Consider the following 24,656-nt stretch of genomic DNA (forward strand, 5'->3'; position numbering starts at 1 on the left):
GGGGCCCCGGAGCATGACGCGGAGCGTCACCGGTGCGTCACCCTCTCGGGGCGATGGCGCTCTTCGTGTGACCCTCCAGGGCGCCGGATTGGCTTTACCGCCGCAGGTGGGGGCAGGATGCGTTACCGGGCGCGAGGGTCTGAACGGCAGACCCGGGTCCGGGGACTGTCCGAGGGCCCTGGCAGCATCGGCTTCGCTGTGCTTGATATGCGGCTCCGCCGCGTGGCACGCCCATTGGCAAGAAGAACACGGGAGTAATACATGAACCGCAGTGAGCTGGTGGCCGCTCTGGCCGACCGTGCCGAGGTGACCCGCAAGGACGCCGACGCCGTTCTGGCCGCGCTCGCCGAGACCATCGGTGAGGTTGTCGCCAAGGGCGACGAGAAGGTCACCATCCCCGGCTTCCTCACCTTCGAGCGCACCCACCGTGCCGCTCGCACCGCGCGCAACCCGCAGACCGGCGACCCGATCCAGATCCCGGCCGGCTACAGCGTGAAGGTCTCCGCGGGCTCCAAGCTCAAGGAAGCCGCCAAGGGCAAGTGATCCGGCACCGTGCTCCCGGGACGACGGGGCACGGACGGGACATCACAGGAGAGGCAGCCATCCCGAGCCGGATGGCTGCCTTTCGCATGTGCGGACGTACTCGGCGTACGCCGTCCTGAGCCCGTCTGAGCGGGCGCGAGAACGCCGAAGGGCGGCCACCAGGACTTGGTGGCCGCCCTTCGGCGGTACGGGCCTCAGACCCGGCCACAGCGGGCCGCGCCCCGGCGCGAGCCGTCGGGCCCCGGCAGGGGCCCGCGGTGTCTCAGCCCTTCAGTGTGCCGTTCGGCAGTTCGACCTTGGCGCCGAGCGAGACCAGCTTGTCCATGCTGTGCTTGTCCGGGGGATGACCCCCGGACCCCCAGCAGGGGCCCGCGGTGTCTCAGCCCTTCAGTGTGCCGTTCGGCAGTTCGACCTTGGCGCCCAGCGAGACCAGCTTGTCCATGAAGTTCTCGTAGCCGCGGTTGATCAGGTCGATGCCGTGGACGCGGGACGTGCCCTGCGCCGCCAGCGCCGCGATCAGGTACGAGAAGCCGCCGCGCAGGTCGGGGATGACCAGGTCGGCGCCCTGCAGCTTGGTGGGGCCGCTGACGACCGCGGAGTGCAGGAAGTTGCGCTGGCCGAAGCGGCAGGCCGAGCCGCCCAGGCACTCGCGGTAGAGCTGGATGTGCGCGCCCATCTGGTTCAGCGCGGAGGTGAAGCCGAGCCGGGACTCGTACACCGTCTCGTGGACGATCGACAGGCCCGAGGCCTGCGTCAGCGCCACCACCAGGGGCTGCTGCCAGTCGGTCTGGAAACCGGGGTGCACGTCGGTCTCCAGGGCGATGGCGTTCAGCGGGCCGCCCGGGTGCCAGAAGCGGATGCCGTCGTCGTCGACCTCGAAGGCGCCGCCGACCCGGCGGTAGGTGTTCAGGAAGGTCATCATCTCGCGCTGCGAGGCACCGCGTACGTAGACCTGGCCTTCGGTGGCCAGCGCGGCGGACGCCCAGGAGGCGGCCTCCAGCCGGTCCGGCAGCGCCCGGTGGTTGTACCCGCCGAGCTTGTCGACGCCGGTGATCCGGATCGTCCGGTCCGTGTCCATCGAAATGATCGCGCCCATTTTCTGCAGGACGCAGATCAGGTCCTCGATCTCCGGCTCCACCGCGGCGTTCGACAGCTCGGTGACGCCCTCCGCCAGGACGGCGGTCAGCAGCACCTGCTCGGTCGAGCCGACGGACGGGTACGGCAGCCGGATCTTCGTACCGCGCAGCCGCTGCGGGGCCTCCAGGTACTGGCCGTCGGCCCGCTTCTCGATGACCGCGCCGAACTGGCGCAGCACGTCGAAGTGGAAGTCGACCGGCCGGCCGCCGATGTCACAGCCGCCCAGGCCCGGGATGAAGGCGTGGCCGAGACGGTGCAGCAGCGGGCCGCAGAAGAGGATCGGGATCCGCGAGGAGCCCGCGTGCGCGTCGATGTCGGCGACGTTGGCGCTCTCCACGTGCGACGGATCGAGGATCAGCTCCCCCGACTCGTCGCCCGGTCGTACGGTCACGCCGTGCAGCTGCAGCAGGCCGCGCACGACGCGCACGTCACGGATGTCGGGCACGTTGCGCAGCCGGCTCGGCTCACTGCCGAGCAGCGCGGCGACCATGGCCTTGGGCACGAGGTTCTTCGCGCCGCGGACCTTGATCTCGCCCTCCAGCGGGGTGCCGCCGTGGACAAGCAAAACGTCGTCGGTCATGGATCTCGCGTTCCTGGAGACGGACAGGGGGCAAGCTGAAATGGTAAGGGCGGTGCGGGGGTAGTCCGTAGGGCCGAGCGGCCCCAGTTCATGTAATAGCTCTGTCACAACACGTACGGTTTATCTGCCGGAACGGACCGTGATGTGAGAGAGGGCCCGGAAGTGCCGGGTCGGTCGCCGTACGTCCCGTCCGCTCCGGAGTGCGGCATACGGGTGCACCCAATGGCTCCCCGCACCGGCCCGAAGTGCGGGATCATGTCGCCATGACCGAGGTGTCCTCGCTCACCGGCCGGCTGCTCGTCGCGACCCCGGCGCTCGCCGACCCCAACTTCGACCGGGCCGTGGTGCTGCTCCTCGATCACGACGAGGAGGGCTCGCTCGGCGTCGTCCTGAACCGTCCCACGCCGGTCGGTGTGGCGGACATCCTCCAGCCCTGGGCCGAGCTGGCCGGCGAGCCGGGCGTGGTCTTCCAGGGCGGCCCGGTGTCGCTGGACTCCGCGCTCGGCGTCGCGGTGGTCCCGGGTGAGGCGGGTGAGCACGACGGGGGCCCCACGGGCGACGGCGCCGACACCGACGGTGACGGCCCCCTCGGCTGGCGCCGCGTGCACGGCGCGATCGGCCTGGTCGACCTGGAGGCCCCGCCCGAACTGCTCTCCGCCGAGCTCGGCTCCCTGCGCATCTTCGCGGGCTACGCGGGCTGGGGCCCCGGCCAGCTGGAGGAGGAGCTGACGGAGGGCGCCTGGTACGTCGTCGAGTCCGAGCCCGGCGACGTCTCCTCGCCGTCCCCCGAACGCCTCTGGCGCGCCGTGCTCCGCCGCCAGCGCAACGAACTGGCGATGGTGGCGACGTACCCGGACGACCCCTCGCTGAACTAGCCGGGCCTTTCCGGGACGAGCCGGTCGGCCCGCCGGCGGGTCGTTCAACTTCGTACGGGCCGCGGCGCCCGGTCCGGCCTGTGCGTGAGTACCCTTGGCAGTTATGAGCACTCTTGAGCCCGAGCGCGGGGCAGGTACGGGCACCCTCGTGGAGCCGACACCACAGGTGTCGAACGGCGACGGTGACCACGAGCGCTTCGCCCACTACGTCCAGAAGGACAAGATCATGGCGAGCGCTATGGACGGCACGCCCGTCGTCGCGCTCTGCGGCAAGGTCTGGGTCCCGGGCCGCGACCCGAAGAAGTACCCGGTCTGCCCCATGTGCAAGGAGATCTACGAGTCCATGAGCGCCGGTGGCGACAAGGACAAGGGCGGCAAGGACGGCGGCAAGAAGTAGGCCCCGGACCGCTCCGTACGGTGGCGCCCGGCCCGCTCCCTCCTAGGAGAGCGGGCCGGGCGCCGTGCTGTCCGCCGGTGCCGGCTCAGCCGTCGGCACGCCGGGAGAGGTCGAAGACGCCGGCGCTGTCCGCCGCGGCGACGCACAGGTTGGGGTAGCCGCGGACGACGAACGTGGCGTTGCCCTGCCAGATGCTCTTCGCCGCGACCGTCACCGGCCGGTGGATCTTCGGGCAGGGCCGGGGCTGCGACCGGAGCCGCTGGAAGTCGCCGTTCACCGGCGCCAGCGCGCGGCAGGCCGCGTGCGCGCGGGGATGGGTGCCCCCGGTGGGGAAGCAGCGCAGGGTCGCCCGGGCGATCACCCTGCCCCCGGTGCCCTCGCCCGCGTGGATGACGATGCTCGCCTCGCGGGGCACCGCCTGCGTGGGAGCGGCGGCGGCCGGTGCCGTGGCGGCCGTGAGCGGCAGCAGGCCGAGGGCGGCGACGGCGAGCAGGGCGGCGCGGAGGCGTCTCTTGCGCACCGGCGGATTCTGTCGCATGAGCGGATTCCTTACGATCGGCTGAAAGTTGGGTGAGACGGACATCTCGTCTCATGGATAGTCCCGCCGTGGTGTCGCGTGGCTGATTGTGGGCCGCAGGTGGCGTGTCGGCCGGCCGCTCCGCGCACCGCCCGCCGCCCGGGCAACCCGGGCCGCATTGCGGGGAGTTACGGCCCGGAGGCGGGGAGTGGCGCCTTTCCCGGGCGTTTCCCGGGGCGCCACCGGGACTTCCCGCCGTGTGCGGGCCGGGTTTTCCGGGCGGCGATCACTGCCGGCGTCAAGTACCCGGCCGGACACATGAGTGACGGCCTGTCACGGCCGCCGAAGGGCGCGCGGGGCGGCGACGGCGCCCGCTCGGACGCCCGATCGACGGACCGCCCCCAAACGTGTGAGCCACCCCGAAAGGCGGACGCGGCACGGCCGGGCCCCTGGCACCGTGTACCCACGCTGCGGGGCGGGCGGCCCGGCCCCGTGCGTCGACCGGTGTGCCGAACATCCGCGCGGAACGCCCGTACGGGACGCCGTACGACGTCAAGTGGCGTCAAGGGCGCGGTGCGTGCGGTACGTGCCGTAACGCACAGTGCTTGAGAAAGGTGGCAATACGCTCTCTTCGGAGGTCCAGGACGGGGCGGGGCGAACCAGGAACTTCGCGCCGGTCGGTGACGGATCCTGCCTTCATGGACCCTCGCGTCGCGGGCCTGCGAAGATGTGCCAGAGTTGCCACGTCCGGGCCGTGAGCACGTACCGTACGGCGAGGCGGAACAGCACAGCCGGGACACCGGGGAAGGGGCAGCTGGGTTGACCACGCACGCACCGCAGGCGTCGCATTCCGTGACGTTGCCGGCCTCGCTCGACGAGGCCGTGGCGGCGCTGGCCGCCATGCCCGCCGCCGTGCCTGTGGCCGGTGGCACCGATCTGATGGCCGCCGTCAACTCCGGGCTGCTGCGCCCGGCGGCGCTGGTCGGCCTGAACCGGATCAGCGAGATCCGCGGCTGGCAGTACCAGGACGGCCACGCGCTGCTCGGCGCCGGCCTCACCCTCGCCCGCATGGGGCGCCCCGACTTCGCGGCCCTGATCCCCGGCCTGGCCGCGGCGGCACGCGCCGCCGGACCGCCGCAGATCCGCAACGCCGGGACGCTCGGCGGCAACATCGTCACGGCCGCGCCGACCGGCGACACCCTGCCGGTCCTCGCCGCCCTCGAAGCCACCGTGATCATCGCGGGACCCGGCGGCGCCCGCCGCGAGGTCCCGGTCAGCCACCTGCTCGCCGGCATGGAGATGCTGCGCCCGGGCGAGATCGTCGGCTTCGTGCGCGTACCGCTGCTGCACGCGCCGCAGACCTTCCTGAAGGCCACCGGACGGACGGGCCCGGGGCGCGCGGCCGCATCCGTCGCGCTGGTCCTCGACCCCGCGCGCCGAGGCGTTCGATGTGCGGTCGGGGCGGTCGCGATGATGCCGCTGCGCCCGCTGGAGGCCGAGCAGTGGGTGGCCTCCCTCATCGACTGGGACAACGACCGCGGCCTGGCCCCCGAAGCGCTGACCGCCTTCGGCGACTACGTGGCCGCCGCGTGCATCCCGGATCCCGCGCCGCCGGAGGACGGCAGCGAGGCGGCCACCCTGCCGCCCGCCGCCCTGCACCTGCGCCGTACGGTGTCAGCACTGGCGCGCCGAGCACTTGGGAGGGCGCTCTCGTGAGTGAGCGCAGCGAGCGGACCGACAACGGGCAGCGCACCGCGCACGGCGCAGGCGTGCCCGCCGAGCGAGCCGAGCGAAGCGAGGCCGGCGCATGAGTGACGGGGACACCCCGCGTCAGCCCCAGCACGGACAGGGCTGGGAGCCGCTGCCGCAGGGCGAGTACGACCAGGAGGCCACGGCCTTCGTCCAGCTGCCCGACGACCTGGAGGCGTACGGGCTGAACGGGGCGTACGGCGCGGGCGCGCACGGTGCCGGTGGCTACGCCTCCGGCGCGTACGGCGCGGCCATCTACGGGGCGCACGGCACGGCGGCCGCACAGGGCGCGGCCGGTGCCGGCGAGGCGCACGGCGGATACGGCGTACCGGGCGCGGGCCACGAGGGCGAGGCCGGCGCGCCCGCCTACGGCTACGGCGCGGACCCGCTCGCGGCCCCCGGGCACGGCTACATCCCCCCGGACCACTTCCCGGCGGCGGGCGACGGTGCGGCCACGGGTACCGGTGACGCGGCGGCCTCGCCGTACGTGTCCCCGGCGGGCGGCGCGAGCACGGACCCCGCGGCGACCGGCCAGTGGACCATGCCCTTCGTGGACCCGGCGGCGGACGCCCCGGCGGCCATGTCGTACGGCGGCGGGGCCCCGGCCGGCGTGCCCGGTGACGGGGAGCAGTACGGCGCCTCCGGGCCCGGCGACGGCACCCATGACGCCGACGGGCCGGACACGGTGGAGTGGCCGGTCGCGGGCGCGAACGGGCAGCCGGGCGCGGACGGGACGTTCGGCGCGGGCGCCGGCCAGTGGGCGGTGCCCGCCGCCGGTGACGAGGTGCTGGAGGAGTCCGGCGAGTACCTGGTCGACGACCGCCAGGGCCCGCACGGCGGCTACCCGGTCCAGGAGACCGACCCGGCCCGCCGGACCACCATGCCCGGCACCCCGCAGCCCACCGGACACTGGGACTTCTCGGGCCTCGGCGCCCCGGCGGACCCGGCGGCGCCCGGACCGGACACGGCCGACGCGGCGGACGCGGCGGCCGACGGCCGGGGCCGGGACGGCGACGGCAACGGGGCCGGGCGTGCGGGTGAGGCGGGGCTGCCGCAGCCCGCCGGACCGCAGCACGTCGGCCCGTACCACGTGGGGCCGCACCCCGCGGCACAGAACGCGATGCAGCAGGGCGCCTACGGGGCCGGCGACGCGCCGGGGGCGCCCGGCGCCGCCGTGCAGTGGCCGCTCCCCGGTGACGTGCACGCCGCGCAGGGGTACGCCGGTCATGCGCCGACGCCGCACGGCGTGCCCCCGGTGCAGGGCGAGCAGTGGCCGAGCCCCGGGCAGTACACCCAACCCCCGCCGTACCAGAGCCTGTTCGGCACGCCCGGTGGCGGCATGGCGGACGGCATCGCCCTCGCGGACGCCCTGGTCTCGGGGCGCCGGACCGCCCCGAAGCCGCTGGCCGAGTCCGCGCCCGCGGAGCCCGAGCCCGCACCGGCGGAGCCCGGGACCGCGCTCGCGGGGGACGGGACCGTACCCGCGGAGGACGGCCGTGCGGAGCCGGCGGACGCGGGGGCCGAGCGCGTGACGGGCCCGGCGGAGAACGCGCCGGAGAGCCCGGAGAACCTGGAAAGTCCGGAGACCCCGGAAATGGCGCCGGACGGCGTGGCGGCTCCGGCCGACGGCGCGCATGTCGACGCGCATGCCGGGCATGTCGACGCGCATGCCAACAGTGCGGCCCCCGAGGCCGACGCCGGGACGCGCCCCGAGGAGACCATCGCCGCGGAGCCCGAGGGCGTTCATGCCGAGGCCCCTTCGGGTGCCGCGGTCGCTGCCCCCGAGGACGCGGCTGCCGCCCCGGAGAAGACGGGGCCCGCCGAGGGCACGGCTCCTGAGGAGGGCACAGCCTCTGCTGAGGGAGCGGCTCCCGTTGCGGAGCCCGCAGCGCCCGAGGAGCCGGCCTCACCCGAGGCGGTCGCCCCTGAGGCGGTTGCCCCCGAGGCTGTGGCTCCGGAGGCGGCCGAGGAGGTCGCTCCCGAGGCGCTCGCGGCCGGGACCGCTGCCTCCGAGGAGCCGGCGGCCGCATCCGACGCGGCGGCGGCAGCCGAGCCGTCCGAGGTGTCCGGCGAAGCGCCGGAGCAGGAGCCGGCCCCGGAGGACCGGGCACCGGACGCTGCCGCGGCCGACGCGCAGGAGATGCCGGAGACGCCGGCGCCGTCCGCCGAGGCCGGCTCCCCGGCGGAACCCGCCACGGCCGAGGCCACCCCCGGAACCGAAACCGGCCCCGAGGCCGAGGCCGCCCCCGGGCCCGAGGCTGACACCGAGGCCGGTTCGGGCGCCGCCACGGACGCCGCCTCTTCCGCGGTGGCCGCCCCGGAAGAGGCGCCCGCCGCTCCCGAAGCGGCGCACCCCGCGGCTCCCGAAGCGGCGACGACCGCCGCGCCTCCCGTGGATCCCTCCCCGCACGCCGACCTGGAGCACCCCCGTGCCTCCTACGTCCTGGCCGTGAACGGCATCGACCGCCCGGTCACGGACGCCTGGATCGGCGAGTCCCTGCTCTACGTGCTGCGCGAGCGGCTCGGCCTCGCGGGCGCCAAGGACGGCTGCTCCCAGGGCGAATGCGGCGCCTGCTCCGTACAGGTCGACGGCCGTCTCGTGGCGTCCTGCCTGGTGCCCGCCGCGACCACGGCGGGCAGCGAGGTCCGTACGGTCGAGGGTCTGGCCAAGGACGGCACGCCGTCCGACGTGCAGCGCGCACTGGCCGCTTCCGGCGCCGTGCAGTGCGGCTTCTGCATCCCGGGCATGGCGATGACGGTGCACGACCTGCTGGAGGGCAACCACGCCCCCACCGAGCTGCAGGCCCGCCAGGCGCTGTGCGGCAACCTCTGCCGCTGCTCCGGCTACCGCGGCGTCCTGGACGCCGTGCAGGAGGTCGCCACCGGCCGTGCCGAGGCGGCCCGGGCCGCCGCCGAGGCGCACGACGAGGAGCACGCCCAGCCACAGGACCAGGGGCACGGCCAGGGCCCGGCGCCGGAGCAGGCCCCGGACCAGCAGGAGCCGGCCGCCCGTATCCCGCACCAGGCGGGCCCGGCCGACCCCGGCGCTTACGACGGGGAGCAGTACGCCGAGGAGCAGTACGCCGACCCGGGGTACGCCGCGCAGGGGTACGCCGAGGAGCCGAACCCGGAGGCGGCGTACCCGGAGCAGCCGTACGGCGACGCCGCGCCCGACGCCGCTTCCTACGGGGAAGGGCAGCCGTACGACCACGGCCACGCGCAGGGCCACGATCACGGCCACGCGCACGGCACCGGTACCGAAGCGCTCCACGACGCCTCCGACGGCCGTGGCTTCGCCGCCCCCGAAGGCCTGCACCCGCACGGCCCCGAGGACACCTTCGACGGCCCGCCCCCGTACGCCGATCAGACCGGCACCTACGCGGACGGGACGTACCCCGACGGCACGTACCCCGAAGGGACGTACGCCGACAACGGTTACCCCGAGGGCGGCTACCCCGAAGGGGGCTACCCCGAGGGCGGGTACGCCGACGGCACGTACCCCGAAGGCGTGCCCACGGCCGACCAGTACGCCACGCCCGGATTCACCGGCGACCCGTACGGCAGCGCCGATCCGTACGCCGGGGCCGGTCCCGCGTACAACGGCGACCCGTACGCCACGCACGACTCCTACGGCCGGGACGCCCTCGCCGGACACGACTCCTACGGGCACGACGCCCTCGCCGGGCACGACTCGTACGGTCGCGACGCCCTCGGGGGCCAGGACGCGCTGGTCGAGGACCTGGACCCGGGTCTCGACCCGCACCCCGACCCCGCATCGCACCGCCGTCCCCACCACCCCCACGACCCGAACACCCAGGGCCCGGGGGCCGACCCGCAATCGGGAGGCCTCGCATGACCGGCACGAACGAGGGCGCCGGCGCCGTCACCGTCACGGCCGCGCCCGCCACCGACCAGGCCACCGAGGCGGAGCCGCCGCCGCACGGTCTGGGCGTCTCGCTGCCGTCGGCCGACGCCCCCGCCAAGACCCAGGGCATCTTCCCGTACGCGGCCGACCTGTGGGCCGAGGGCCTGCTCTGGGCCGCGGTCCTGCGCTCCCCGCACCCCCGCGCCCGCATCCTCTCGATCGACACCAAGCACGCCGCCGAGATGCCGGGCGTACGGGCCGTCGTCACGCACGAGGACGTCCCCGGGGACGCCGGGCACGGGCGCGGCACGCCCGACCGGCCCGTCTTCGCCAAGGACGAGGTGCGTCACCACGGCGAGCCGATCGCCGCGATCGCCGCCGACCACCCCGACACCGCCCGGCTCGCGGCCGCCGCGATCGCCGTCGAGTACGAGGTGCTGGAGCCGGTCACCGACCCCCAGCTGGCCTTCGAGGCCGAGCCGTTGCACCCGGACGGCAACCTCGTGCGGCACATCCCGCTGCGCTTCGGTGACCCCGAGGCGGCCGGCGAGGTGGTCGTCGAGGGGCTGTACCGCATCGGCCGCCAGGACCCGGCGCCCATCGGGGCCGAGGCCGGGCTCGCGGTGCCCCGCCCCGACGGCGGGGTGGAGATCTACACCGCCGCCACCGACCCGCACACCGACCGCGACCTCGCCGCCGCCTGCTTCGGGCTGCCGCAGGACAAGGTCAAGATCGTGGTGACCGGCGTGCCCGGCGCGACCGCCGACCGCGAGGACCCCGGCATCCAGCTGCCGCTCGGCATGCTCGCGCTGCGCACGGGGTGCCCGGTCAAGCTGGCCGCGACCCGCGAGGAGTCCTTCCTCTCGCACGCCCACCGGCACCCGACCATCCTCCGGTACCGCCACCACGCCGACTCCGACGGCAAGCTGGTGAAGGTCGAGGCGCAGATCCTGATGGACGCGGGCGCGTACGCCGACACCTCGGCCGACGCGCTCGCCGCCGCCGTCTCCTTCGCCTGCGGCCCGTACGTCGTCCCGCACGCCTTCGTGGAGGGCTGGGCGGTCCGCACGAACAACCCGCCCGCCGGGCACCTGCGCGGCGAGGGCGCGATGCAGGTGTGCGCCGCGTACGAGGGCCAGATGGACAAGCTGGCGGCGAAGCTGGGCCTGGACCCGGCCGAGCTGCGGCTGCGCAACGCCATGGCCACCGGCGACATCCTGCCGACCTCCCAGACCGTCACCTGCCCTGCGCCGGTCGCCGAGCTGCTCCGGGCCGTGCAGGACGCCCCGCTCCCGGACCTGCCGAAGGACGCGCCTCAGGAGGAGTGGCTGCTGCCGGGCGGGCCCGAGGGCGCCAGCGATCCGTCCGCCGTGCGCCGCGGCGTCGGGTACGGCATCGGCATGGTGCACATGCTGGGCGCGGAGGGCGCGGACGAGGTCTCCACGGCCACGGTCAAGGTCAACGGCTCGGTGGCGACGGTGATCTGCGCGGCGGTCGAGACGGGGTCGGGCTTCTCCACCCTCGCCCGGCAGATTGTCCAGGAGACGCTCGGCGTCGAAGAGGTGCACGTCGCCGCCGTCGACACCGACCAGCCGCCGGCCGGCGGCGCCTGCCACAGCCGCCACACCTGGGTCTCGGGGGGAGCGGTCGAGCGCGCGGCCAAGATGGTCCGTACGCAGCTCCTCCAGCCCCTCGCCCACAAGTTCGGCATGTCCACCGAACTCCTCCAGATCGCCGACGGAAAGATCACCTCGTACGACGGCGTGCTCAGCACCACCGTCGCCGAGGCGCTGGACGGCAAGGAGCTGTGGGCCACGGCGCAGTGCCGCCCGCACCCCACCGAGCCGCTGGACGACACCGGTCAGGGCGACGCCTTCGTGGGCCTCGCCTTCTGCGCGATCCGCTGCGTCGCCGACGTCGACATCGAGCTGGGCACGATCCGCGTCGTCGAGCTGTCCGTCGCGCAGGACGTCGGCCGGGTACTGAACCCCGCCCAGCTGCGCGCGCGCATCGAGGCGGGCGTCACGCAGGGCCTGGGCGCCGCCCTGATGGAGAACCTCCGCACCACCCGCGGCCTGGTCCGCCACCCGGACCTGACCGGCTACCCGCTGCCGACCTCCCTCGACGCCCCGGACATCCGCATCGTCAAGCTCATCGAGGAGCGCGACGTGGTGGCCCCGTTCGGCGCCAAGCCGGTCTCCGCTGCCCCGGTCGTCGCGGCCCCGGCGGCGGTGGCCTCGGCCGTCCGCGCCGCCACCGGCCGCCCCATAGGCCGCCTCCCCATCCGCCCCCAGGCAGCGGCCCTCACGCCCCTGGCGTAACCCGCAGGCACAAGGACCACCGCAGGAGACGCGGGAACGGGGCCGACCGGCCCCGTCACCGCCCCCTTCCCGGCCCGTCACCGCCCTCCTCGCGGCCCGGCGCCGGCTCCCCGGTCCCGGGCCGGTGCGGATCCTCCCCGGCGGCCTCCTGGGCGACCTCGGCCTCCCGCCGGTCCTTGTCCGCCTTCTCCAGCTCGTCCTTGTCGACCCCGTCCACAGCATCAGCACTGGACCCACCGGGCCCGTACGTCTCACCCATCACGCACTCCTCACGAGCGACACCATCGCGTCCAGCCACTGAGTACCGCGCTCCGCCGCCCTTCATGTCCGCCCGCCCGCAATCCCTCCGGAGCAGCGACACACGAAAGGGCGGCGCCCGCTGGGGGCGCCGCCCTTTCGTCTTGCCTGGTCAAGCCATCAGAGGCCGTGGCGGGAATCGAACCCGCGTAACTCGCTTTGCAGGCGAGTCCCTGAACCACTCGGGCACACGGCCGGGGGTTGGTGCGTGCCTTGAGAGTAGGCAGGGGGGTGGGGGAGGGGGCAAGGGATCGGGGCCGGGTGCCATGCGGTTGTCATGCGGGGCAACACGGCGTTCACGCAAGGGCCGGGAGAGGGGTCAGGAGAGCGGGGCTTCGGCTGTGTGGAGGAAGGTTTCGACCAGGGGGCGGAAGCGGTCCGGGTCGTCGACCCAGGGGTAGTGGCCGACCAGGTGGAGGGGGCGCAGCTGGGCGTGCGGGAAGGAGGCGGCGACCAGTTCGCCGGCGCGCATGCCGGAGAGGGCGTCGCGGTCGCCGGTGACGACCAGGACCGGGCAGGTCACGTCGCGGAGGGCGGCCAGCAGGGCCTCGCGCGCGGTGTCGTCGACGGCCTGCCAGAAGCCGGCGCGGGGCACGGGGTTGAGCTGGTCGCCCTCGGCCGCGGCGTGCGCGCGCTGGGGTTCGTCCCAGTGGCCGTACGCCAGGGGGGCGGCGCGGCGGAGGAGGTCCCGTACCTCGTCCATGTCGCCGGTCTCCGAGAGCCGCTGGACGGCCACGGAGGCGTCGGGCCACCACTCCTCGTGGGCGCGGGACTCGAAGATCTCCCGGGCGTCGTCGGGGAGTTCGCCCTGGAGCCGGGAGCCGGGGGCGACCAGGACCAGGCGGCTCAGCCGGTCCGGGTGGCCGGCCGCGTACGCCTGCGCGGTGGCCGCGGCGGCGCTGTGCGCGAGGAGGGCGAAGCGTTCCAGGCCGAGGTGGGCGCGGAGCGCCTCCAGGTCCTCGGCGAGGCGGGGGAAGGCGTACGCGGCCGGGTCCTCGGCGGCCGGTGAGGCGCCGGTGCCGCGGCTGTCCGGGAGGATCAGCCGGCGGTCCGCGTCGAGCCCGCCCAGGTCGCCGAGGTAGGCGGCGTCGCGGGCGGGGCCGCCGGCCAGGCAGACCAGGGGAGGGAGCCCGGAGTCGGCCTCGTCCGGGCCGAGCACGCGGTAGTGCAGTTCGGTGCCGTCGTAGGAGCGGTACTGGTACGAGCGGGAGCGGGACATGGGGGAAGTGTGCCGGATCGGGCGGGCGAACCGGGGCGACGACCGGCGCGGTGGCCGTGCGTCGGCCGGGTGGTGACCGGGGCGCCGGCCGGGTGACGGCCCGCGCGTCGTAGGTCCAGCGGCGGAGCGGAATTCGGGCGAACGACAGGGGCGTAAAGCGGCTGTGGGTCTTACCTTGGCGGGATGACCACCGCTGACCCGCGTGACAGTGACGTCGCCGTCCCCGATGTCCCGACCCCCGGGGCCGTGCCCGTGCCGCTCCCCGAGCCCGCCGAAGGCGGCGTGCTCGGCCGTGCCCACCGTGCCCTCACCCTCGGGATCATCTCCGTCGTGTCGCTCATCGCGTTCGAGGCGAGTGCGGTGAACACCGCGATGCCGGTGGCGGCGCGGGCGTTGGACGGGATCGAGCTGTACGCGTTCGCGTTCTCCGCGTACTTCACGGCGAGCCTGTTCTCGATGGCGCTGTCGGGCGCCTGGTGCGACCGGAACGGGCCGCTCGCGCCGCTGTTCAGCGGGATCTTCACCTTCGGCGGCGGGCTGGTGCTGGCGGGTGCCGCGCCGACGATGTGGACGTTCGTCGCGGGGCGCGCGGTACAGGGGCTCGGCGGCGGGCTGGTGATCGTCGCGCTGTACGTGGTCGTGAGCCGCGCGTACCCGGAGCGGCTGCGGCCCGCCGTCCTCGCGTCGTTCTCGGCGGCCTGGGTACTGCCGGTGATCGTCGGGCCGGTGGTCTCGGGGACGGTCACCGAGCACCTGGGCTGGCGGTGGGTCTTCCTCTCCATACCGGTGCTGGTGCTGCTGCCGCTCGCCGTCATGCTCCCGGCCCTGCGCAAGCTGCCCCGCACGGCGGACGGCGCGGCGTCGCTGGACCGCCGCCGCATCCTCCTCGCGCTCGCCGTGGCCGCCGGTGCCGGGCTGCTCCAGTACGCGGGGCAGGACCTGCGCCCGGTCGCGCTGCTGCCCGCCGCCGCGGGGCTGGCGCTGCTCGTGCCCGCGGTGCTGCGGCTGCTGCCCCGGGGGACCTTCCGGGCGGCGCGCGGGCTGCCGTCCGTGGTGCTCATCCGCGGGCTCGCGGCGGGCGCGCTGCTCGCCGCGGAGAGCTTCGTACCGCTGATGCTGGTCACCCAGCGCGGGCTGAGCCCGACGCTGGCCGGGCTCTCGCTCACCGGCGGCGGCCTGACCTGGGCGCTCGGCTCGTACACGCAGAGCCGCCCGCGTCTGGAGCCGTACCGCGAGCGGCTGATGGGCCTCGGCATGCTCCTGATGGCCCTGGCCGTCGCCCTGTTGCCCCTGGCGCTCATCGAGGCGGTGCCGGCCGCCGTCGTGGCGTTCTCCTGGGTCATCGCCGGGTTCGGCATGGGGCTGACCATCTCCAGCGGCAGCGTGCTGCTGCTGAAGCTGTCGCGCCCCGAGGACGCGGGCCGCAACTCCGCCTCCCTCCAGGTCTCCGACGCGCTGGGCAACATCGTCTTCGTCGGCGTGGCCGGAATCCTCTTCGTCGCCTTCGGCGGGGGCGCGGTCACCACGGCTCACCCCGGCACGCACACCGGTGCTTCCACCGTCGCGCACCCGGCCGCCTTCGCCGCCGTCTTCGCGACGATGTCCCTGGTCGCGCTGGTGGGCGCGTACGTGGCGACCCGGCTCCGGCCCGCGGCGGAAGCGGAACCGGCGACCGGACCGGCGGCCGGGCCCGCACCCGGACCGGGAATGTGAGCTGAGTCGCACCCGCTCCGCCGCCCGGCCTGAATCATCCGGCGGGCGAGGCGACACGGGTACCCTGACGCGGTTGCCGATCGCCGAGCCAGCCGACGGAGACCGTGAGTACTACCACCAGCGCCATGAACAACCAGCACCTGTCCCCGGCCTTCCCGGGACGGGCCCCCTGGGGTACCGCGAACAAGCTGCGCGCCTGGCAGCAGGGCGCGATGGACAAGTACATCGAGACCCAGCCGCGGGACTTCCTCGCGGTCGCGACCCCGGGCGCGGGCAAGACGACCTTCGCGCTCACCCTCGCCTCGTGGCTGCTGCACCACCACGTCGTGCAGCAGGTCACCGTGGTCGCGCCCACCGAGCACCTCAAGAAGCAGTGGGCGGAGGCGGCAGCCCGGCTGGGCATCAAGCTGGACCCGGAGTACAGCGCGGGGCCGCTGAGCCGCGAGTACCACGGCGTCGCCGTGACGTACGCGGGCGTGGGCGTCCGGCCGATGCTGCACCGCAACCGCGTCGAGCAGCGCAAGACGCTGGTGATCCTCGACGAGATCCACCACGCCGGTGACTCCCGGTCCTGGGGCGAGGCGTGCCAGGAGGCCTTCGAGCCGGCCACCCGGCGGCTCGCGCTGACCGGTACGCCCTTCCGGTCGGACACCAACCCGATCCCCTTCGTGACGTACGAGGAGGGGAACGACGGCATCCGGCGCAGCTCGGCGGATTACACCTACGGCTACGGCAACGCGCTGGCCGACGGCGTCGTCCGGCCCGTCATCTTCATGTCCTACAGCGGCAACATGCGCTGGCGGACCAAGGCCGGCGACGAGATCGCGGCGCGGCTGGGCGAGCCGATGACCAAGGACGCCGTCTCGCAGGCCTGGCGCACCGCGCTGGACCCGCGCGGCGAGTGGATGCCGAACGTGCTGCGCGCTGCGGACCAGCGGCTGACGGAGGTCAGGAAGTCCATTCCGGACGCCGGTGCGCTGGTCATCGCCTCCGACCAGGAGCAGGCGCGCGCGTACGCCAAGCTGATCCGGGAGATAACGGGGCACAAGGCGACGCTCGTCCTCTCCGACGACACCGGCGCCTCGCAGCGCATCGACGACTTCTCGCACTCCGAGGACCGCTGGATGGTCGCGGTCCGGATGGTGTCCGAGGGCGTCGACGTGCCGCGGCTGGCGGTCGGCGTGTACGCCACGACGATCTCGACGCCGCTGTTCTTCGCGCAGGCCGTGGGCCGTTTCGTGCGGTCCCGGCGGCGCGGCGAGACGGCGTCCGTCTTCCTCCCCACCGTCCCCATGCTGCTCGGCTTCGCCAACGAGATGGAGGTCGAGCGCGACCACGTGCTCGACAAGCCGAAGAAGGACGGCGAGGAAGACCCGTACGCCGAGTCCGAGAAGGAGATGGACGAGGCGAACAAGGAGCAGGACGAGGACACCGGCGAGCAGGAGCAGTTCTCCTTCGAGGCGCTGGAGTCCGACGCGGTCTTCGACCGGGTGCTCTACAACAGCGCCGAGTTCGGCATGCAGGCGCACGCGGGCAGCGAGGAGGAGCAGGACTACCTCGGCATCCCCGGTCTGCTGGAGCCGGACCAGGTGCAGATGCTGCTCCAGAAGCGGCAGGCCCGGCAGATCGCGCACAGCAAGAAGCGGCCGGCCGAGGAGGCCGACCTCCTGGAGCTGCCCGCCGAGCGGCGCCCCGTGGTCACGCACAAGGAGCTGCTGGAGCTGCGGAAGCAGCTGAACACGCTGGTGGGCGCGTACGTCCACCAGAGCGGCAAGCCGCACGGCGTGATCCACAACGAGCTGCGCCGGGTGTGCGGCGGGCCGCCGAGCGCGGAGGCCACCGCCGGGCAGATCCGGGAGCGGATCAAGAAGGTCCAGGAGTGGGCCACGCGGATGCGCTGACCCGCGCCGCGCGTACGCGGGTGTGAAGGGCGGTCCCCGAGCGGGGCCGCCCCCTTCTTTCACCGGCACCCAGTGCCGTCACGCCGGGATCAATGGGGATAGAGCGGGCAGCTACGCCCGGATTCTGGACGGACTCTTCCGCTGACCGGACTGGATCGCTACTGTCCCGGTCACGAACACGCCCCGTGGCAGCGCCGCCGCGGAGCGCAGCCGGTGCCAGAACCGGCGGCCTCGTCAGCGCTGCCGTGGGACCGGCAGGGCGACCTCCCCGTAGAGCCAGAGCCGCCACTCACCCGAGGAGGAGGCGTCGTGACCGCGGAGACCTCCCAGACGCTCGACCGAGGACTGCGGGTCCTCAAGCTGCTCGCCGACACCGACCACGGCCTCACCGTCACCGAGCTCTCCCACAAGCTCGGGGTGAACCGGACCGTGGTCTACCGTCTGCTGGCCACCCTGGAGCAGCACGCGCTGGTCCGCCGCGACATCGGCGGCCGGGCCAGGGTCGGCCTGGGCGTCCTGCGCCTGGGCCGGCAGGTGCACCCCCTGGTGCGCGAAGCGGCGCTGCCCGCGCTGCGCTCGCTGGCCGAGGACCTCGGCGCCACCGCCCACCTCACGCTCGTCGACGGCACCGAAGCGCTGGCCGTCGCCGTCGTCGAGCCGACCTGGACGGACTACCACGTCGCCTACCGGGCCGGGTTCCGGCACCCGCTGGACCGCGGGGCCGCCGGCCGCGCCATCCTGCAGGCCCGCCAGGGACAGACGGAGGGCGACGGGCTCGCGCTGACCCACGGCGAGCTGGAGGCCGGGGCGAGCGGGGCTGCCGCACCGCTGCTCGGGGTGAGCGGCATCGAGGGCAGCGTCGGTGTGGTGCTGCTCGCCGACACCGTGCCCGAGCGGGTCGGCGCCCGGGTGGTCGCGGCGGCCAAGGAGGTCGCGGAGGCGCTGCGCTGACGTACGGAACGCCGTACGTCCCGCCCGTACGTACGGGACCCTCTCGCGGCCGTGTACCGCGCCGCGGTGGGATCTTCGGTACGGAGGTCATCTAGGGTGGCGGGGTGTCTTCTCGCGCCCGCACCCTGGCGGTCTGCTCCGCCCTCGTCATCGCGCTCCTCGCCGTTGCCGCCTTTGTGCCGCTGCCGTTCTCGATCGCCTACCCGGGACCGGCCGCGAACGTCCTCGGCGAGCACAAGGGCGAACCGGTCATCACCGTCCACGGTGCCAAGGCCCGCAAGACCAGTGGTGAGCTGCGGATGACGGCCATCGTGGCCACCGGGCCGCAGGTCTCCGCGCATCTGCCGGAGGTGCTGAAGGCCTGGTTCCGGCGGGACGAGGCCGTGATGCCGCGCGACACGGTGTACCCGGTCGGGGACAACACCGAAGAGGTGGCGAAGCACAACGCGGCGCAGATGAAGGAGTCGCAGGACGCGGCGGTCGGCGCGGCCCTGCGCTACCTGCACCGCTCCCCGAAGGACGTGCGGGTGGACCTGAAGCTGGCGGACGTCGGTGGCCCGAGCGCCGGACTGCTCTTCACGCTCGGCATCATCGACACCATCGACGGGGACGGCGCCGGCCACGACCTGACCGGCGGCCGCTCCATCGCCGGGACCGGCACGATCACCACCGACGGCAAGGTCGGCCCGGTCGGCGGCGTGGCGCTCAAGACGCAGGCCGCGCACCGCGAGGGCGCGAAGTACTTCCTGGTGCCGAAGGACGAGTGCTCCGACGCCCGCGCCAACCTTCCCGAGGACATGCGGCTGATCCCCGTCACCACGCTCTCCGGCACGGTGGACACGCTCAAGGCCCTGAACTCCGGCGGCAAGGTGCCCAGCTGCTGATCGGCGACCGGCGGTGCCCGGCCGGACCGACGGCCGGGCACCCGCCACCCGTCACGGGCGGCCGCTCAGTCCTTCGCCTTGATGAACCCCTCCGACACCAGCCAGTCCTTGGCGACCTCGTGCGGGTCCTCGCCGTCCACGTCGACCTTGCCGTTCAGCTCCTGCGCGACCTTGTTGTTCAGCGCCCTGGTGATCGGCGCGAGCACGTCGGCGATGGCCGGGTACTTCTTCATCGTCGGCGCGTACATCTGCGGCGCCGCGTTGTAGTTCGGGAAGAAGTGCTTGTCGTCCGTGAGCGTCTTCAGGCCCATCGCCTGGATGCGCCCGTCGGTCGTGTAGACCTCGCCGAAGGTGCAGGTGCCGCCCTTCTTGACCTGGGTGTAGATCACGCCGGCCGACATCCGCTTGATGTTTCCCGACGGGATCTTCAGGCCGTACTTCTTCACCATGCCGGGCAGGCCGTCGTTGCGGGTGGCGAACTCGTTCTCCACGCACAGCGTGACGGCGCCCGGGTCCTTCTTCAGCAGCCCGGCCAGGTCCGAGAGGTTCGAGACGCCGTACTTCTTCTGGTCGGACGGCAGCAGCGCCAGCGCGTAGGTGTTGTTCAGCTCCGAGTACGGGAGCCAGACCAGGTCCTTCTTCTTGTCGGCGGCCTTCACCGCCTCCCACTGCTTGCGCTCGTCGGGGATGGGCTCGGTGTTCCCGAGGTAGGTGATCCAGCTCGTGCCGGTGTACTCGTAACTGCCGTCGGCCGTGCCGGAGGTCACCGCCTCGCGGGCGCCGATCGAGCCCTGGATGTTGGTCTTGTCCACGACCGTGGCGCCGGCCGCCTTCAGGGCCAGGCCCATGATCTGGCCGAGCACGATCTGCTCGGTGAACTCCTTGGACGTCACGGTCAGCTGCGCGCCCTTCAGCGGCTGCCCCTCGTAGCCCGCGTCCTTGCCGGGCTTGACCTCGTCGGTCATCGGGCTGCCGCTGACCAGGCCGCAGCCGCCGAGCGCGAGCGCCGCGAGCAGCGTGCCGGCCGCCGCCAGTGCGGTCGTCCGGTGCGTACGCCGGTTCCCCATCAGGACGTCCCCTCCAGGCCGCGCGGCCGCAGCAGCAGTTCGGCGAGCGATGCCAGCCAGTCGACCAGCAGGGCGAGCGCCACGGTCAGTACGGAACCCAGGATCAGTACCGGCATGCGCTGGGTGACGATCCCGGCCGAGATCAGGTCGCCCAGGCCCCCGCCGCCGCCGAACGTGGCGAGGGTGGCGGTGCCGACGTTCAGGACCAGCGCGTTGCGCACGCCGGCCAGGATCAGCGGTACCGCCAGCGGCAGCTCGACCTTGGTGAGTACGCCCATCGGTGACATGCCGACGCCGCGGGCCGCCTCGGTGAGGGTGGGGTCGATGGCCTGGAGTCCGGCGATGGTGTTGGCGAGCACCGGCAGCACGGCGTAGATGATCATGCCGATGATCGCGGCCCTGGGGCCCACGCCGAGCCAGATGACCAGCAGCACCAGCAGACCCAGGGCCGGGATGGCCTGGCCGAGATTGGCCAGGGCCACCGCCGCCGGGGTCGCCTTCCGCAGTTTCGCCCGGGTCAGCGCGATGCCCAGCGGGATCGCGATGATCAGTACGAAGAAGGTGGAGACCGCGGTGAGGTAGATGTGCTGGCGCAACGCCATCCACACCTTGCCGTCGTCGACCGCCTGGTGGGCGATGGAATCCAGGTGCGCGCCGCGGAACCACAGCCAGGTGGCGAGCAGCGCCACGACCAGCACGAACGGCAGGAAGGTGGCCTTCTGCCAGGTGATCCGGCGGGGCGGCCGCGACGGCGGAGCCGGCGGCTCCTCCTCGCGTTCGCCCCCGCGCACCTCGTCCCGGAAGGCCAGCCCCATGACCTCGTGCTCGCCCGGCGGCCGGCCGTCCCGCCGGTTCTCCTCGCGCGGGCTCATGCCGAGGCCCCGTGGGCGTCGGTGCCCTCCTGCTCCCGGAGGGTCTGCTGGTGGCGCTGCTCCTCCAGCTCGTGCCGGTGCTCGATGGCGTCCATCCGGTCCGCCTCCAGCAGCTCGTGCACGTTGTTCATCAGCGTCTCCACGTCGACGACGCCGGTGTACTCGCCGCGCCGCCCGGTGACCGCGACGCGGCCGGCGTTGTCGGTGAGCACGGCCTCCAGGGCGTCCCGCAGCGTGGCGTCCCGGGTGACGGTGTCGTGCACGAGCGTGCCGGCCCGGGCGAGCGAGCCCTTGGCGAGCGTGACGTCGCCGCGGCGCAGCCACTTGTACGGCCGGTTGTGCCGGTCCAGCAGCAGCAGTTCCTTGCTGGCGCCCTCGCGCAGCTTGTCGAAGATGGACTGCAGCGGGTCCTCGATGGTGGCGGTGGGGAAGTCGACGACCTCCACGTCGCGTACGCGCGTGAGGTTCAGGCGCTTCAGGGCCGCGCCCGCGCCGACGAAGCCGGAGACGAAGTCGTCGGTGGGGTTGGTGAGGATGGCCTCGGGGGTGTCGAACTGGGCGATGTGCGAGCGTTCGCGCAGGACGGCGATGCGGTCGCCGAGCTTGATGGCCTCGTCGAAGTCGTGGGTGACGAAGACGATCGTCTTGTGCAGCTCGTGCTGGAGCCGGATCAGCTCGTCCTGGAGGTGGTCGCGGGTGATCGGGTCGACCGCGCCGAACGGTTCGTCCATCAGGAGTACCGGCGGGTCGGCGGCGAGCGCGCGGGCCACGCCGACGCGCTGCTGCTGGCCGCCGGAGAGCTGGCGGGGGTAGCGGTCGTGGAACTCGCGCGGGTCCAGGCCCACCAGGTCCAGCATCTCCTCGACCCGGCTCTTGATCTTCGTCCGGGACCAGCCCACCATCTTCGGTACCAGGGCGATGTTCTGGGCCACCGTCATGTGCGGGAAGAGCCCGGAGGACTGGATGGCGTACCCGACCTTGCGGCGCAGCCGGACCGGGTCCATGTCGGTGACGTCCTCGTCGCCGATCCTGATGCGGCCCGAGGTGGGCTCGATCAGCCGGTTGATCATCTTCAGGGTGGTGGACTTGCCGCACCCGGAGGGCCCGACGAGGATCACGATCTCGCCGGCCTTGATGTCCATGGTGACGTTGTCCACCGCCGGGACCGCGCCGCTCGCGTAGCGCTTGGTGAGGTTCTCCAGCTGAATGGCGGCGCCCGTGGTGGTCTGCTCAGGCACGGATCCCCCTGGGGATGGTCAGGCGTCCGATGAGTACGTACGCGGCGTCGAAGAGGAGCGCGAGGATCACGATGCCGAGGGTCCCCGCGAGGACCTGGTTCAGCGCGTTGGCGCTGCCCAGGGAGGCGATGCCGCGGAAGATCTCGTTGCCCAGGCCGGGGCCCGAGGCGAAGGCGGCGATCGCGGCGATGCCCATGAGCATCTGGGTGGCGACCCGGATGCCGGTCAGGATCGGCGGCCAGGCGAGCGGCAGCTCGACCTTGAGCAGCCGGGCGACCCGGGACATCCCGATGCCCTTCGCCGCGTCGACCAGCGTGGGGTCCACCCCGCGCAGGCCGACGACGGCGTTCCGGACGATCGGCAGCAGCCCGTAGAGCGTGAGGGCGACGACCGTGGGCGCGACGCCCAGGCCGACGATGGGGATGAGCAGGCCGATCATGGCCAGCGAGGGGACGGTCAGGATCGTGGCCGTCGCGGTGGTGGCGAGGTTGCCCATCCACTCGCTGCGATAGGTGAGGACGCCGACGAGCACCCCGATGAGGGTGGCGAGAACCATGCACTGGAACACCGCACTGGCGTGCTGATACGTGTCGATCAGCAGCTGGGTGTGCCGGCCTGCGACGTACTCCCAGAAGCTCACTCGGGGTCTCCTCGTTCAGTCCCCCGACGCCTGTTGCACCAGGGGGATGATGCGCAGGCGGACCGGATTTTCCATGACAATCGCAGTCGAAGCCCGCATGATGCCATCAAAGCCGACAACCCGGTCGATGACACGTTGCAGATCGGCGTTGGAACGTGCAACCAATCTGCAGAGCATGTCCCCATGTCCCGTCGTTGTATGCAGCTCAAGCACCTCAGGGACGGTTGCCAAATGATTACGAACGTCGGCGCCTTGGCCCTGTTTGATCTCAAGCGTGGCGAAAGCGGTCACCGGATATCCGAGCGCCGCCGGATCCACATCGGGGCCGAATCCCCGGATCACTCCATTCGACTGAAGGCGGTCCAGTCGTGCCTGCACGGTGCCGCGCGCCACGCCCAGCCGGCGGGACGCCTCCAGTACGCCGATCCGCGGTTCCGCCGCGAGCAGTTCGATGAGCCGCCCGTCCAGCCGGTCGATCGCCATGTGCCGCCTCTCCAGGGTCTGACGGTGGTCATGATGTACAGATCGCCCGACGATACCCGCGAGTCGCTGGCCATGTTGTCCAGTCGAAACGCAAACTGTTGCGCACCTTGTGGTTCGGAGAGAGCCTGCCGCCATGACTGAGACCATCGATCATTCACCCGGTACGGCAGCGCAGGCGGACCCCTTCCCGGTGAAGGGGATGGACGCCGTCGTCTTCGCCGTCGGCAACGCCAAGCAGGCCGCGCACTACTACGCCACCGCCTTCGGCATGAAGCGGGTCGCCTATGCGGGTCCGGAGAACGGCAGCCGGGAGACCGCCTCCTACGTCCTGGAGTCCGGCCGCGCCCGCTTCGTCTTCACCTCCGTCATCAAGCCGTCGACCGAGTGGGGCCGCTTCCTCGCCGACCACGTCGCCGAGCACGGTGACGGCGTGATCGACCTGGCCATCGAGGTCCCCGACGCCCGTGCCGCGTACGCCTACGCGGTCGAGCACGGCGCGCGCGGCATCGAGGAGCCGTACGAGGCCAAGGACGAGCACGGCACGGTCGTGCGCGCGGTCATCGCGACGTACGGCAAGACCCGGCACACCCTGGTCGAGCGGTCCGGCTACGACGGCCCGTACCTGCCGGGCTTCGTCGCGGCCGCCCCGATCGTCGAGCCCCCGGCGAAACGGTTCTTCCAGGCGATCGACCACTGCGTCGGCAACGTCGAGCTCGGCAGGATGAACGAGTGGGTGGCCTTCTACAACAAGGTCATGGGCTTCACGAACATGAAGGAGTTCGTCGGTGACGACATCGCCACCGAGTACTCCGCGCTGATGTCCAAGGTCGTCGCGGACGGCACCCGCAAGGTGAAGTTCCCGATCAACGAGCCCGCGATCGCGAAGAAGAAGTCGCAGATCGACGAGTACCTGGAGTTCTACGGCGGCGCCGGCGTCCAGCACATCGCGCTCGCCACCAACGACATCGTCGCCACGGTGCGCCAGATGCGGGCGGCCGGCGTGGAATTCCTGGACACCCCCGACTCGTACTACGACACGCTCGGCGACTGGGCGGGCGAGACCCGGGTCCCGGTGGAGACGCTGCGCGAGCTGAAGATCCTCGTCGACCGCGACGAGGACGGCTACCTGCTGCAGATCTTCACCAAGCCGGTCCAGGACCGCCCGACCGTCTTCTTCGAGATGATCGAGCGGCACGGCTCGCTCGGCTTCGGCAAGGGCAACTTCAAGGCCCTCTTCGAGGCGATCGAGCGCGAGCAGGAAAAGCGCGGCAACTTGTGACCGCGCCGCCGGGCCCGGGCATTCCGCCCGGGCCCGGAACGGCCCCGGCACGGCCGGCGGGACCACGGCGGAAACCGCCTTCCGTAATCCGCTCCACGATCTTCCGTGTAGCCCGCACGGATGCCAAG

Annotated in this window: 19 protein-coding genes, 1 tRNA gene and 1 pseudogene; 11 read left to right on the forward strand and 10 right to left on the reverse strand. The window is 73.0% G+C overall.

Translation table 11 applies throughout. The features are described 5' to 3' along the window. Window positions 1-261 precede the first annotated feature (261 nt). The gene (locus ABZ840_RS25570; RefSeq protein ID WP_103834809.1) at window positions 262-543 is read left to right on the forward strand and encodes an HU family DNA-binding protein; all 282 of its coding nucleotides are present in this window, start codon (window positions 262-264) and stop codon (window positions 541-543) included. Between the two features lie 379 nt (window positions 544-922). Here the strand turns inward: ABZ840_RS25570 and murA are convergent, their stop codons facing one another. Continuing rightward, window positions 923-2,260 carry a UDP-N-acetylglucosamine 1-carboxyvinyltransferase gene (murA, locus tag ABZ840_RS25575; RefSeq protein WP_361562613.1) on the reverse strand — a complete coding sequence of 446 codons (1,338 nt, stop codon included), beginning with the start codon at window positions 2,258-2,260 and terminating at the stop codon, window positions 923-925. A gap of 263 nt (window positions 2,261-2,523) precedes the next feature. Here murA and ABZ840_RS25580 point away from each other — a divergent pair, with 263 nt between their 5' ends. Both ABZ840_RS25580 and ABZ840_RS25585 read left to right on the forward strand, forming a co-directional pair. Then, window positions 2,524-3,135: a YqgE/AlgH family protein gene (locus ABZ840_RS25580; RefSeq protein WP_361562615.1), complete on the forward strand. Its 612-nt coding sequence runs from the start codon at window positions 2,524-2,526 to the stop codon at window positions 3,133-3,135. Between the two features lie 103 nt (window positions 3,136-3,238). Beyond that, the gene (locus ABZ840_RS25585; RefSeq protein ID WP_361562617.1) at window positions 3,239-3,532 is read left to right on the forward strand and encodes a DUF3039 domain-containing protein; all 294 of its coding nucleotides are present in this window, start codon (window positions 3,239-3,241) and stop codon (window positions 3,530-3,532) included. A gap of 85 nt (window positions 3,533-3,617) precedes the next feature. On the opposite strand, the gene ABZ840_RS25590 is transcribed toward ABZ840_RS25585, so the two are convergent. Continuing rightward, on the reverse strand, window positions 3,618-4,070 hold the full coding sequence (locus ABZ840_RS25590; protein ID WP_361562619.1) for an SSI family serine proteinase inhibitor: 453 nt from the start codon (window positions 4,068-4,070) through the stop codon (window positions 3,618-3,620). A gap of 798 nt (window positions 4,071-4,868) precedes the next feature. Here ABZ840_RS25590 and ABZ840_RS25595 point away from each other — a divergent pair. From ABZ840_RS25595 to ABZ840_RS25605, 3 genes and pseudogenes are all read left to right on the forward strand, one after another. Then, on the forward strand, window positions 4,869-5,765 hold the full coding sequence (locus ABZ840_RS25595; protein ID WP_361562621.1) for an FAD binding domain-containing protein: 897 nt from the start codon (window positions 4,869-4,871) through the stop codon (window positions 5,763-5,765). Window positions 5,766-8,118: 2,353 nt separating this feature from the next. Then, a pseudogene (locus ABZ840_RS25600) lies at window positions 8,119-8,847 on the forward strand ((2Fe-2S)-binding protein); the annotation flags it as partial. A gap of 803 nt (window positions 8,848-9,650) precedes the next feature. Continuing rightward, window positions 9,651-11,984 (forward strand): xanthine dehydrogenase family protein molybdopterin-binding subunit, encoded by a 2,334-nt coding sequence (locus ABZ840_RS25605; protein ID WP_361562623.1) that lies wholly within the window; start codon window positions 9,651-9,653, stop codon window positions 11,982-11,984. 55 nt (window positions 11,985-12,039) lie between these two features. Here the strand turns inward: ABZ840_RS25605 and ABZ840_RS25610 are convergent, their stop codons facing one another. From ABZ840_RS25610 to ABZ840_RS25620, 3 genes are all read right to left on the reverse strand, one after another. Then, complete coding sequence (locus ABZ840_RS25610) at window positions 12,040-12,243, reverse strand: hypothetical protein (protein ID WP_361562625.1); 204 nt, start codon at window positions 12,241-12,243, stop codon at window positions 12,040-12,042. Window positions 12,244-12,405: 162 nt separating this feature from the next. Further along, window positions 12,406-12,477, reverse strand: a tRNA-Cys gene (locus ABZ840_RS25615). 123 nt (window positions 12,478-12,600) lie between these two features. Further along, window positions 12,601-13,500, reverse strand: a complete 900-nt coding sequence (locus ABZ840_RS25620) for an alpha/beta hydrolase (RefSeq protein WP_361562627.1) — start codon at window positions 13,498-13,500, stop codon at window positions 12,601-12,603. 183 nt (window positions 13,501-13,683) lie between these two features. Between ABZ840_RS25620 and ABZ840_RS25625 the strand changes: the two genes are divergently transcribed. From ABZ840_RS25625 to ABZ840_RS25640, 4 genes are all read left to right on the forward strand, one after another. After that, window positions 13,684-15,213 carry an MFS transporter gene (locus tag ABZ840_RS25625; RefSeq protein ID WP_361562629.1) on the forward strand — a complete coding sequence of 510 codons (1,530 nt, stop codon included), beginning with the start codon at window positions 13,684-13,686 and terminating at the stop codon, window positions 15,211-15,213. 125 nt (window positions 15,214-15,338) lie between these two features. Next, window positions 15,339-17,114, forward strand: a complete 1,776-nt coding sequence (locus tag ABZ840_RS25630) for a DEAD/DEAH box helicase (RefSeq protein ID WP_361562852.1) — start codon at window positions 15,339-15,341, stop codon at window positions 17,112-17,114. A gap of 309 nt (window positions 17,115-17,423) precedes the next feature. After that, complete coding sequence (locus ABZ840_RS25635; protein ID WP_361562631.1) at window positions 17,424-18,065, forward strand: helix-turn-helix domain-containing protein; 642 nt, start codon at window positions 17,424-17,426, stop codon at window positions 18,063-18,065. 104 nt (window positions 18,066-18,169) lie between these two features. Next, window positions 18,170-18,949 (forward strand): S16 family serine protease, encoded by a 780-nt coding sequence (locus tag ABZ840_RS25640; RefSeq protein WP_361562633.1) that lies wholly within the window; start codon window positions 18,170-18,172, stop codon window positions 18,947-18,949. A 65-nt stretch (window positions 18,950-19,014) separates the two neighbouring features. Here the strand turns inward: ABZ840_RS25640 and ABZ840_RS25645 are convergent, their stop codons facing one another. From ABZ840_RS25645 to ABZ840_RS25665, 5 genes are read right to left on the reverse strand one after another with little or no spacing between them, the layout of a single operon-like run. Next, complete coding sequence (locus ABZ840_RS25645; RefSeq protein WP_361562634.1) at window positions 19,015-20,016, reverse strand: glycine betaine ABC transporter substrate-binding protein; 1,002 nt, start codon at window positions 20,014-20,016, stop codon at window positions 19,015-19,017. Beyond that, window positions 20,016-20,888 carry an ABC transporter permease gene (locus ABZ840_RS25650; RefSeq protein WP_361562635.1) on the reverse strand — a complete coding sequence of 291 codons (873 nt, stop codon included), beginning with the start codon at window positions 20,886-20,888 and terminating at the stop codon, window positions 20,016-20,018. Before ABZ840_RS25650 ends, ABZ840_RS25645 begins: the two co-directional genes overlap by 1 nt. Continuing rightward, on the reverse strand, window positions 20,885-22,126 hold the full coding sequence (locus ABZ840_RS25655; RefSeq protein ID WP_361562637.1) for a betaine/proline/choline family ABC transporter ATP-binding protein: 1,242 nt from the start codon (window positions 22,124-22,126) through the stop codon (window positions 20,885-20,887). The genes ABZ840_RS25650 and ABZ840_RS25655 overlap by 4 nt, the downstream gene beginning before the upstream one ends. Continuing rightward, window positions 22,119-22,766: an ABC transporter permease gene (locus ABZ840_RS25660; protein WP_361562639.1), complete on the reverse strand. Its 648-nt coding sequence runs from the start codon at window positions 22,764-22,766 to the stop codon at window positions 22,119-22,121. The genes ABZ840_RS25655 and ABZ840_RS25660 overlap by 8 nt, the downstream gene beginning before the upstream one ends. 15 nt (window positions 22,767-22,781) lie before the next feature. Continuing rightward, window positions 22,782-23,249: an Lrp/AsnC family transcriptional regulator gene (locus ABZ840_RS25665; protein WP_030614406.1), complete on the reverse strand. Its 468-nt coding sequence runs from the start codon at window positions 23,247-23,249 to the stop codon at window positions 22,782-22,784. Between the two features lie 133 nt (window positions 23,250-23,382). Between ABZ840_RS25665 and hppD the strand changes: the two genes are divergently transcribed. Next, a complete protein-coding gene (gene hppD, locus ABZ840_RS25670) occupies window positions 23,383-24,528 on the forward strand; it encodes a 4-hydroxyphenylpyruvate dioxygenase (RefSeq protein ID WP_361562640.1) in 1,146 nt (381 codons plus the stop codon). Window positions 24,529-24,656: the final 128 nt, after the last annotated feature.

It is taken from the genome of Streptomyces sp. NPDC047117 (assembly GCF_040643545.1).
Classification (GTDB): domain Bacteria; phylum Actinomycetota; class Actinomycetes; order Streptomycetales; family Streptomycetaceae; genus Streptomyces.